Below are 10258 nucleotides of genomic sequence, written 5' to 3'. Positions count from 1 at the left end.
ATTCGGCGCCGACGCCGCGGCCATCAGATGCTCGTAGCGGTCTTCCACCCACTTGACGGGAGCGCCCGCCTTGCGTGAAGCAAGACAAAGGAGTGCGATATACGTGGAAACGGCCTGCTTGACGCCAAAACTGCCTCCCGAATCCCGCACGAACCTGAGCCGCAGCCTGCCGGTCGTGATTTTCAGGGCACGCGCCACCACCGTGTGCACGGCAAACGGTCCCTGGAAATTGGACAGCACGTCGTAGCCTTGTCCACCCGCCAGAAAATCCGCCACCACTACAAAGCCTTCTATGGGGGTCGTCGAATTCCTCGGATACCGAATGGTGAGCGATACCTTGTGTTCCGCAGCCTCGAAGGCAGGCTGAGGTTCACCGTAGGAGAAATGACGATCACTGACGACATTGGAACCGACGGCCGGATGCAGCAGCACCGCATCCGGCAGCATCGCACGCTCCGGGTCCACCGCAACGGGGAGCTGGTGATATCTCACGTCGACCAGATCCAGCGCGTCCTCCGCAACATAACGGTCCTCGGCGATCACCACGGCGACGGGCTCGCCCACATAGCGCGCGCGATCGACGGCCAGACACCAGTGTTCCATGGGCTGCTTGACGCCAACCGGGAACGGAGCCGACCAACGCCTGACGTCCTCGCCCGTCAAAACAGCACGCACGCCAGGCTGTTGAAGCGCTAGCTCGGTGTCGATCGACACGATCTCGGCATGCCCGAAGGGCGAACGCAAGATCGCGGCATGCAGAGTTCCTGGCTTGATTCCGACGTCGTCAGCGTACAGCCCACGTCCGGTCAGCAGAGGAGCGTCTTCCACGCGAGTCTCGGCACGGCCGACGTGCGGGCGCGGCTCCCGCCCCTGTGTCCCCAAACCCGATTTCCGCGAAGTATCAGAAAGCAAATTCAACACACCCTCACTGTCAACATCAACACCCACAGGCTCCAACAAGCGGCAGATACAAAACAATCACAGACATGGCTCTAGGAATCCGACTCCAGCAAATGGATCACGTCCGACATATCACTGGCCGCGAAATCATCCACATCGATGCGATCACTTCCCGGGATGATCACCTTCGTGAAGACATACTCTCCGTACTCGAGCGGCCGGGTCGCATCCAGCCCCATCTTGGCGCCAAGGCCCTGAAGCTGCCTGGGTATATGCGTCTCAGCCGCCCCGAACACCTTGGTTGTCGAGGGGTCGAGTGCAGATCCTTGCGCCCCGGAAATCACGACCAGATCGCGGTCTGCCTGAAACCGGGTGGCAACGGCCCACTCCACCTGCCGCGGATCGTGCACATCCACATCCTCATCCACCACAACCACGTGCTTGATGTCGTAATGACCGCTCAAGGCGCCCAGGATGACGTTCTTCGGCTCGCCCTCGTGGTGTTTTCTCAGCTTCACATACAGGTGGTACCGGCATACGCCGCCGACCGAAAGATGCACGTCCAGAACATTCGGGAAACTCTTTTGCAGATGTGAAAGCAGGGTCGCCTCTCGCGGGATGGCACCCAGCAGGAGGTGCTCCATCTCCGAAGGAATGATGGTGTGATAGATCGGATTTCTACGGTGGGTGATCAGATCGATCTGGATCACTTCACGCTTTTCCTGTGCGCTGTAATATTTCGGGAATTCCCCGAAGGGGCCTTCAGATTCCCGCACGCCTGGTAGAAAGCGCCCTTCGATGACGATCTCCGCCTGCGCCGGAACCCGGACGTCATTGGTCAGGCACTTCACGACGGACAACGGCGCGCCACCCAGAGCCCCGGCAATCTCGAGCTCGTCGCGATCGATAGGCGTGATGGCCTGCGATGCCAGCAGAACCAACGGATCCACACCAACGACGACGGCGACGGGCAGTGCCTCTCCACGACTCTCGGCCTCGGCGAAAAAGGCGTGGAGATGTCTGGGCAACAACAGGGCCGCCATCCGGTTTCTGGAATTGATCTGTATCCGGTTGATCGATACGTTCTGAATGCCCGTGACCGGGTTCCGGGCAATGACCACACCCGCCGTGATATAGGGGCCGCTATCGTGTTCGCTGTGGGTCGGGATCGGCAGATCCGCCCTTATGTCCACGTCTTTCTTCACCACCTGCTGACATGGGGCCGCACCGGCATCAACCTCGGACCATGCCACGGGATGCTCCGTTGCTTCCCGGAATCGCTGCAGCACCGCCGAGGCAGGGACTCCCAGGGCTTCCGCAATCCAGCCGCGATTAGACACCAGCCCCGATACGACCGGAATTTCGTGTCCTCCCGGCCCAGGAAAAAAGACAGCCTTCGTGCCATCCAGGCACTTGGCAACCGCCGCCAGCTCGAATTTCAAGCCCACGCCCGCGCGTGCGACGAACAGCCGATCGGTATCATGCAGGTGCCGCAGCCAGCGCCGCAACGTCAGTGGGCGGCCATCATTCAGATCAGAAGCCATGCACATGACCCTCATCACAATATCGACAGATCCAACTAACCCTTCTTCCCATGATAGGTAATCACCCCGGTAGCGAAACACCGCATCGCGTCTCGATTTACCAAACGGTATCTTTAATCACCCGATCGAAATTTCTATATCGCCACGGCATTCAACAGAGCCTCCCGATCATCTTGTGAATGCCCGTCTCCTGCCATGAAGATCTCTCCACGGCGCATGACGTAGAAGCGGTCCACCACATCCAGGGAACGCATGATGTTCTGTTCGACCAGGAGGATGGAAACACCCCCCTGCTTCAGTTCCGTCAGCAGCCGGAAAATTTCGTCGACGATCATGGGTGCCAGGCCTTCGCTGGGCTCATCGATCAGCAGGACGGACGGGCGGCCGACCAGCGCCCGTGCAATCGTCAGCATCTGCTGTTCGCCGCCGGAAAGCGTGATGCCGTTCTGCTTTCGCCGTTCGAACAATCGAGGAAATCTCGCGTATATCTTGTCCAATTCCTCGCGACGCTGAGCCCTGGAAATCCGGCGATTCTGGAAAAAACCAAGCTGAAGATTCTCGTCCACACTCAAACCGGGAAAGATTCTCCGGTCTTCCGGTACGAAAGCCACCCCGCAACGAGCGATATCATCCTGAGTCTTTCCGGCGAGCGACACATCGCCCAGAAGAATCTCGCCCTCCGAAGGTACGAGCCAGCCCGCAATCGTTCTCAGCGTTGTTGTCTTGCCAACGCCATTCCTGCCGAACAGCCCCACCAGTTCACCCGAACCCACGCGAAGGGTGACTCCGTTCAGGATATGACTCAGTCCGTAGAAGGAATGCACATTCTTCAACTCGAGCTGCATCGCTCAACCACCCCCCAGATAGGCTTCACGCACCGCGCGATTGGCGCGCACCGTGTCCGGGTCACCCTCAGCGAGTTTTTTCCCCTGGTGCATGACCACGACCCAGTCGGAGATCCCCATGACAAGTTCTATGTCATGCTCCACCAGCAAGACAGCAACACTGCGCGAGAGGTCCTGTATCGTCCGTTTCGTGTCTTCAGTATCACCGTGGGACATCCCCTGTGTGGGCTCATCAAGGAGTAGCATCCCGGGTTCGCTGCCGAGCGCGACGGCAATCTCCAGCCTGCGCTGCTCTCCGTGCGAAAGGTTCCCGACCAGATTCATGCGCTGGCTTTCCAATGCAACGCGGTCCAGCAGCGCGTCGACCTTGGCATCGACCTCCTTGCTGAATGCCAGTGGCAGCAGCAGACGACGGCCGGGCTCGTTGACCTGGCACGCCAGCCGCAGATTCTCCTGAACGGTTAGGTCGAAGAACAGATTGGAAATCTGAAAGGAACGCGCGAGCCCCATCCGGCAGATCCTGTTGGGGGGCAGGCCCGTAATATCCCTGCCATCAAAGACCACACGTCCAGACTGCGGCCTGATAGCTCCCGAAATCAGATTGAAAAGCGTGCTTTTCCCCGCTCCGTTGGGGCCGATCACCGATGTCACCGAGCAGCGGTGAGCCTCGAAGCTGACACCCTCGACCGCCCTCAGCCCCCCGAAGGAAACGCTGACTTCGTCCACCCTGAGAATAGATTCACTCATGAGCGCCACCCGCTGCCTTCACGGCCGTTCGTGGCGAACGCGTCCTGAGGAAACCCACGAGTCCAGCGGGGAGGAATATGACTGTCGCGATGAACACCGCCCCCACCACGAGGCCGTGGTGCTGGGTCCACCCACTGATGAAGGTCTTGAGCGCTATCAAGATCAGGCTGCCGTAGATGGGTCCGATCAGCGTGCCGACGCCGCCGATGATGGTCATGATGACCGCATCGGCGGAGACCCCAAAATACATGAGTTCGGGAGAAACGAATCCACGCAACAACGGATACAGGGTACCCGCCACCGCCGCGACATCCGCCGCAACAACGTAGGAAACCAGCTTGTAACGCCATGAGTCATAACCCAGAAAACGCACCCGCTGGTCGTTGGACCGTATGGCCACCAGAACATGGCCCAGTGGCGTATGAATCAGGTAGCTCAGCAGCGCGTACAGGATACCGATCACGGCCACGGCGAACAGGAAGAAACTCACCGGATTCCCGAGGTCGACATGAAACAGCAGGAAATTGACCTTCAGCACTGGAATACCCGTCAGGCCGTCCGACCCACCCAGCCGGCGGATGTTGTACACAGACGTCGCGACGACCTGCGCCAGGCCAAACGTGATCAGAATGAAATAGACGCCCCGGGATCGAATCACGACCGCGCCCACGATCAACGCCACAAGACTCGATGCCAACAGACTGCAGATCAGCGCACCCCAGAATCCCCAGCCAGGATCATGCAGCAGCAACAACGCCGTCACGTAAGCGCCCAGTCCGAAATAGAGCGCCTGACCCAGCGAAAACAACCCTGTGTAACCAAGCAGCAGATCAACGCTCAGCGCGAGGCCGGCAAGGATGACCCCTTCGGTGGCAAGACGAAGATAGAACGTTTCATGCGTCGCCCATGCAATCACCGCAAACACCAGGGCGGCCACAAAAAGGACCGCGACCAACGGTTCGCGTTTCAAGCCCGACCAGATCCTTCCAGAAACCAGCATATGAAAGATTCACCCTATCGATTCATCTTTGGATGGCTAACGCCTGTTCCAGCTGAAAAGGCCTTGGGGACGAAAGATGAGGACCGCGATCATGATGCCGAAAACCAGCGGTTCACTCCAATTGGGTGGAATGAACAGCGCGGACAAAGACTCTATCTGTGTCAGAAGAAGACCCGCGACAACCGTCCCCCAGAAACTCCCGATCCCGCCCACGATCACCACCGTGAACGCCAGCAGGATGAAATCCTGTCCCATGGTCGGAAAGACGGAATAGATGGGGGCCAGAAGCACGCCAGCCAGCGCCGCCAAGGCCGTCCCGAACGCAAAGGCCCCCGAATAGATGACCTTCACCGGGACTCCCAGGCTGGCCGTCATGTCCTTGTCATAAGCGGCTGCGCGGATGACGGAACCCAGTTTCGTTCTGAACAGCACATACCAGGTCAACAAGATGACTATCGTCCCGAACCCCATCAGGAACAGGCGGTAATTCGGAACGATGATGTCGCCAAGCCGCGCGACGCCACTGATTGGGCTATCGGGGCGCATGGTATTCGGCCCGTAGATCATGTCGAACAGATCCTTCAGCATGATCGAAATGCCGATCGTCAGCAAAAGGGTCTGCACGTGCCTCGCGGGGCGATGATAGACCAGCTGTATGAGGCCACGTTCCAGAAGCACGCCGATCGGCAACACGATCAACGGTGTCACCACGAGCGCAAACCAGAAGCCCAGGCCCAGGGAATACAACGACATGCTGATGAAGGCGCCGAGGGCGTAGAACTCTCCATGAGCCATATTGACGACATCGAGGAGACCAAAAATGATGGACAGGCCCAATGACACCAGAATGATGGCGACGCCTATCGTCAGCCCATTGACGACCTGGGGCGCCAGCACGAACTCGATGTAGTCAATCATGTCGCGAACGCAACTCGCGCGATCTGTGGAAAATTAGAACCTGGTGCATTCGTCTTTCCCGGCCGCATCATCACCCTTGACCCGGTCAACGATGGTGAATTGGCCATTCTTGACGCGAAGCACATAGACATCCATGATCGCCTGATGGTCACCCGCCCTCATGACCTTCTCACCCTGCGGAGTGGCCCACTTCAGCCCCTCCATTGCTTTTCGGACGGCGTCCGTCTTTGTGCTGTTTGCCTTCTCCACCGCGGCCTTGTAGAAATAGATGACACCGTACGAATCCGCTCCATAGAGATCCGGCAGCGAATCGTATTTCTTCTGGAAATCGGAAGTGAATTTCTTGTTGGCAGGGGTATCCAGATCCGGAGAATAGCCTGCGACCGTCACGAAGCCCTCGGCCGTCTTTCCCATCGCCTTGATGTTCTGCGCGGTGACAGCAACAGAAGCGCCCACCATCGTGACCCGATCGCGCAAGCCGTATTCCTGCAGCTGGGAAAAGAGACGCACCGTGTCATTGCCGGCCGTGGACGTGTAGACGATGTCCGGGCGTGCCTGCCTCAGCTGACCGAAGTATGAGGTGAAATCCTTCTCTCCCAGCGGCGGAAACAATTGGCCAATGACATTCAGGCCGGCACCCTTCGCCTTATCGACGAAACTCGCGACGGTATTGCGGCCCATTTCATAATCGGGCCCGATGGCCAACACCCTCGCACTAGGCTTGTCCTCCTTGATCCATTGCGCCAGCGCAGTCGCCTGCATGCCGCCAGGCGCGTTGACACGGAACATGTTCGGCGAACACTTCGAACCCGTGATGGCATCCGACAGCGAAACGGTGGTCGACGCGATGACGTGATTGCGTTCAGCTACCTGCGCGACTGCCAGTGTGCCGCCCGAATTGACAACACCAGTCAGAAAATCCACCTTGTCGCTTTGAAAAAGTTTTTCGGCCTTGCGCGTCATGACGCTCGGATCGGCCTCACCATCCTCGAAAATCAGCTTGATCTGCCTTCCGCCGATTCCGCCCGCCGCATTGATTTCCCCCACGGCAAGCTCAGTTCCCCACTTGACCTGCTGCCCGATCGGCGCATACGTCCCGCTCAACGGTGTCAACACGCCTATTTTGATTGGCGCGGCATCCGCCGCGAGCGCGACGCTACCGATAGTGAGTGTCAGCACCGCTACCGCACCGACTGTCATTCTGTAAAAACAACGCTTCATGATGGCCATCCTGTTCCGTGACTCATTGATCGAGTGAATCGGGTAATCCGCGGGCACGCACACGCGCTGGACAAGGCATGCGTACCCCATCCGATCAGCGTCGGAGGGTCCGCTGTGCAAACCGAGATGCGTGCGATGCAATGACTTGCTCGGCGTGAGAACCACAGGACCGTCGTCGATCCCGTACCCAGCCGGATACGCTGTCAGATGCTAGGAAGGAGATTGTCTCTTCATGATGTCTCCGCAATACTTATAGTTTTGATATGACCGTGACACCCCGTGCATCGTCATGCACACCGTCACGCACCTCATTATGCGGTAATTGCAGGAAGTTCCTTATCGGACCATCCGGGCATTTACCTTACAGTCTTTTCTTCTTGTTCAAGTACCACACAGCGCCCCACTGTGATCCTGGATTTGCCGCCAAGGGGCACATGCAATGGACGATGACCTACTCACCGATGAACTGCGCCGCTCTTTTCTGATGAAACGCCTCGACCCCCTCGCGGAAGTCATGCGATGTCCGAAGGCGACTGTAGCAGTGCCCTTCGAGCTCGATCGCGGTCGACAATGAGCTGTCCTCGCTTTCATTGAGCAACCGTTTTGCGGTTCTCTGGGCGATCGGTGAGAACGCCAGCAGATCCTTCACCATGGCGTCCGTCGCATCCGACAATTCCGCGTCCTTAACGCACTCGGTGGCAATCCCCCACTCGTAGGCCTGTTGCCCAGGTATGCGGCGTGACCGCATGACAACGTCCTTCGTGCGCGTGATGCCGATCATCTGCTGCAGGCGCGCAGATCCCCCTGACCCCGGTATCTGACCCAACTTCTGTTCAGGCAGCGCGTACTGCGTGGACTCCGTCACGATCCGGAAATCACAGGCTAGGGACAGCTCGAATCCGACGCCAAAGCAGTAGCCCTGATTCGCAGCAATGACAGGTTTGGAGCAACGATAGGGCGACGCCACGTTCCAGGCCAGGCTCGCGACATGCTCAGGAGACGCAGCCAGAAAGCCCTTGATATCGCCACCACTGGAAAAGTGTTTGCCCACTGCGCGAACGACGATTACCCGAATCGAAGCATCCGCATCCAGCGCCTCGAAAACACAACGCAACTGATCCCGTTGCGGCATCGAAATGATGTTGAGCGGGGGCCGGTCAAGGATGATATCAGCGCGCCCACCCTGGGGGTCTGTCTCGACTCTGAAGCCGTCCAGGTCCTGAAGCAAGGCACTGGATGGGTGAGTGATGCCATTCATTGGGTCACCTGAATAATCTTGCAATAACTTCCGCCATCGTAGACCATCATGACAGAAAGCGCCTTACCGTCAGGTGCGATCTTTTATCAATGAGTACTATTCGATCACGAACGGCCGCCCGGCATTCAGGCAAACCCGGCTGCGTCACTGGACACGCGCCTCACGCTCGGCTCGGGCGCCGTATATATCGACTACCCGCCGATACTGACTCGGCGCGACCCCCGTGTGCTGCTGGAAGAAACGGGTGAAATGGCTTTGGGCATTGAATCCCAACCCCAGCGACAGCATGTTCATGGACTGATGCGTCTCCGTCAGCCCATGAATCGCGGCTTCGACTCTCAGGATATTGTTGTACAGGCTCGGCGTGAGATTCGTCTGCTGATGGAAAAGTTTGAAGAAATGCGCTCTGGACAGACACGCCTCCGCCGCCAGTTCTTTCATGTCGATCTCCATCCCCGCATTGGCACGCATGAAGGAGATGGCCCGTCGGATCCGGAAATCCTGTATGTGCGGCAGATCAATGCTTCCCAGCGTGGAACGGCGGCGCCATTGCGAAAACGCATCAATGATGAGGACCATCAAATTCGACAACTGAGCCTGGAGTTCGTCGCCGCTCAGCTGTTCGCCATACAACATCTGCGCCGCGAGCTCGTCGGACAGGTTACGAATGTTCCGGGGCAACTGAACGCAGGATTGCAGGAAGAAATTGCAGGAATTGCTGAGGATGAAGGATCTGTCAATCTCGCAAAGCCAGGTCGGCTCTATGTAGAAGGCCAGGATGACCGTCTGCGGGGCACCAGCAACGTGGTGGGTATAGGCATGAGACTCCCAGGCATTGATCAAGACAGCCGTGTTTTCATTCAGAGGATAGTACCTGCCCTTCACGCGAAAAAAGGTATCGGATCCGCCCGTCTTGATCAAGACGTGGCATTGGGAATGCGCGTGATTGACAAGAGGATGATCCATGTTCAGGAGCGCAACTCGGCCAAATTGCCCCTGAAGGACGCGAATTGCGGTCGACATGATAGTGCCCCACTGTATGCCCTAACAGACAGCATGCCACACAACGTGTGTCATAGGAAACGGTATAGCATACTGCGCGTTGTCAAGAGCGGCCCCCTCGTGCAGCGCAACCACCGTTCCGGAGGCGCACGACCACCGACTACGTCCCTCGGCCACTCGAAAGCGCGAGCAAGGCTTCAGCACGCGCTAGGTCATCCACCGTATCGATATCCATCACGATGCCAGGGTCGTCCACGGCAAGATCCCGTACCTCGCCAGACTGTCGATGCGCCCTCACAATCGCAGCCGCACCCACATCACCACCAAGCATCGCAAGCGACGAACCACACGGCTTCCCAAAACCGACGGGGTGGCCACGTCGCCCCCTCCAGAATGGCAAGACGACCAGATCGGTAGCCAAGGCCTGTGCAACCAGGCGCAGAGTACCGGCGCCGACCAATGGTAGATCTCCAGGCAGAATCAGCCAACCCGAGGCGTCCGTCGTGGCGGCTACACCCCGCGCAATCGAATCACCCATGCCATCTGCCGCCTGGCCCCCATCGGGGCGAACGACATGAAAAGGCAGGCCCGAAGCCTCCACAGTATGCAGCACCCGCTGCAGCACAGGGACGCCACCCAGCGGGGCACGGAGCTTGTGCGTGGCGCCCCCGGACCGCAAGAAGCGTTCACCACGGCCGGCGGCCAGCACGATTACGGTCGGGTCCATCGAGAAACAGAACCGGATTTGCCGGCATTGCCTCCTGAACGATCGAAACCGTCCATGGTCATGAGACTCCCCAGCGGGCAGCCAACCCTTTCCCGA

Annotated in this window: 10 protein-coding genes; all 10 read right to left on the bottom strand. The window is 58.5% G+C overall.

Annotated features, from left to right (window positions below):
• Positions 1–912 (bottom strand): molybdopterin cofactor-binding domain-containing protein (locus EPN31_RS14725; protein ID WP_291774681.1); only part of this gene is annotated, 912 nt, incomplete at its 3' end.
• Between the two features lie 80 nt (positions 913–992).
• Complete coding sequence (locus tag EPN31_RS14720) at positions 993–2444, bottom strand: UbiD family decarboxylase (RefSeq protein ID WP_291774664.1); 1452 nt, start codon at positions 2442–2444, stop codon at positions 993–995.
• 134 nt (positions 2445–2578) lie between these two features.
• On the bottom strand, positions 2579–3289 hold the full coding sequence (locus tag EPN31_RS14715; protein ID WP_291774661.1) for an ABC transporter ATP-binding protein: 711 nt from the start codon (positions 3287–3289) through the stop codon (positions 2579–2581).
• A 3-nt stretch (positions 3290–3292) separates the two neighbouring features.
• A complete protein-coding gene (locus EPN31_RS14710) occupies positions 3293–4036 on the bottom strand; it encodes an ABC transporter ATP-binding protein (protein WP_291774677.1) in 744 nt (247 codons plus the stop codon).
• Entirely contained in the window at positions 4029–5006 is a 978-nt protein-coding gene (locus EPN31_RS14705; protein WP_291774658.1) for a branched-chain amino acid ABC transporter permease, read from the bottom strand. The genes EPN31_RS14710 and EPN31_RS14705 overlap by 8 nt, the downstream gene beginning before the upstream one ends.
• Positions 5007–5072: 66 nt before the next feature.
• Positions 5073–5954: a branched-chain amino acid ABC transporter permease gene (locus EPN31_RS14700; protein WP_291774656.1), complete on the bottom strand. Its 882-nt coding sequence runs from the start codon at positions 5952–5954 to the stop codon at positions 5073–5075.
• Between the two features lie 33 nt (positions 5955–5987).
• Entirely contained in the window at positions 5988–7175 is a 1188-nt protein-coding gene (locus tag EPN31_RS14695) for an ABC transporter substrate-binding protein (protein ID WP_291774653.1), read from the bottom strand.
• A 451-nt stretch (positions 7176–7626) separates the two neighbouring features.
• Entirely contained in the window at positions 7627–8433 is an 807-nt protein-coding gene (locus EPN31_RS14690; RefSeq protein ID WP_291774650.1) for an enoyl-CoA hydratase/isomerase family protein, read from the bottom strand.
• A 144-nt stretch (positions 8434–8577) separates the two neighbouring features.
• On the bottom strand, positions 8578–9456 hold the full coding sequence (locus tag EPN31_RS14685; RefSeq protein ID WP_291774647.1) for a helix-turn-helix domain-containing protein: 879 nt from the start codon (positions 9454–9456) through the stop codon (positions 8578–8580).
• Between the two features lie 139 nt (positions 9457–9595).
• Positions 9596–10162: a nucleotidyltransferase family protein gene (locus EPN31_RS14680; protein WP_291774644.1), complete on the bottom strand. Its 567-nt coding sequence runs from the start codon at positions 10160–10162 to the stop codon at positions 9596–9598.
• Positions 10163–10258 lie beyond the last annotated feature (96 nt).

Source organism: Castellaniella sp., assembly GCF_004321985.1.
GTDB lineage: Bacteria > Pseudomonadota > Gammaproteobacteria > Burkholderiales > Burkholderiaceae_B > Castellaniella.
This window is presented reverse-complemented; position numbering and strand designations above follow the sequence as displayed.

What these genes read in the sequence shown, in the direction of transcription:
- EPN31_RS14680 (WP_291774644.1), bottom strand. Translation starts at nt 10,162, where the DNA reads ATGGACCCGACCGTAATCGTGCTGGCCGCCGGCCGTGGTGAACGCTTC.
- EPN31_RS14720 (WP_291774664.1), bottom strand. Translation starts at nt 2,444, where the DNA reads ATGGCTTCTGATCTGAATGATGGCCGCCCACTGACGTTGCGGCGCTGG.
- EPN31_RS14695 (WP_291774653.1), bottom strand. Translation starts at nt 7,175, where the DNA reads ATGAAGCGTTGTTTTTACAGAATGACAGTCGGTGCGGTAGCGGTGCTG.
- EPN31_RS14715 (WP_291774661.1), bottom strand. Translation starts at nt 3,289, where the DNA reads ATGCAGCTCGAGTTGAAGAATGTGCATTCCTTCTACGGACTGAGTCAT.
- EPN31_RS14685 (WP_291774647.1), bottom strand. Translation starts at nt 9,456, where the DNA reads ATGTCGACCGCAATTCGCGTCCTTCAGGGGCAATTTGGCCGAGTTGCG.
- EPN31_RS14700 (WP_291774656.1), bottom strand. Translation starts at nt 5,954, where the DNA reads ATGATTGACTACATCGAGTTCGTGCTGGCGCCCCAGGTCGTCAATGGG.
- EPN31_RS14710 (WP_291774677.1), bottom strand. Translation starts at nt 4,036, where the DNA reads ATGAGTGAATCTATTCTCAGGGTGGACGAAGTCAGCGTTTCCTTCGGG.
- EPN31_RS14690 (WP_291774650.1), bottom strand. Translation starts at nt 8,433, where the DNA reads ATGAATGGCATCACTCACCCATCCAGTGCCTTGCTTCAGGACCTGGAC.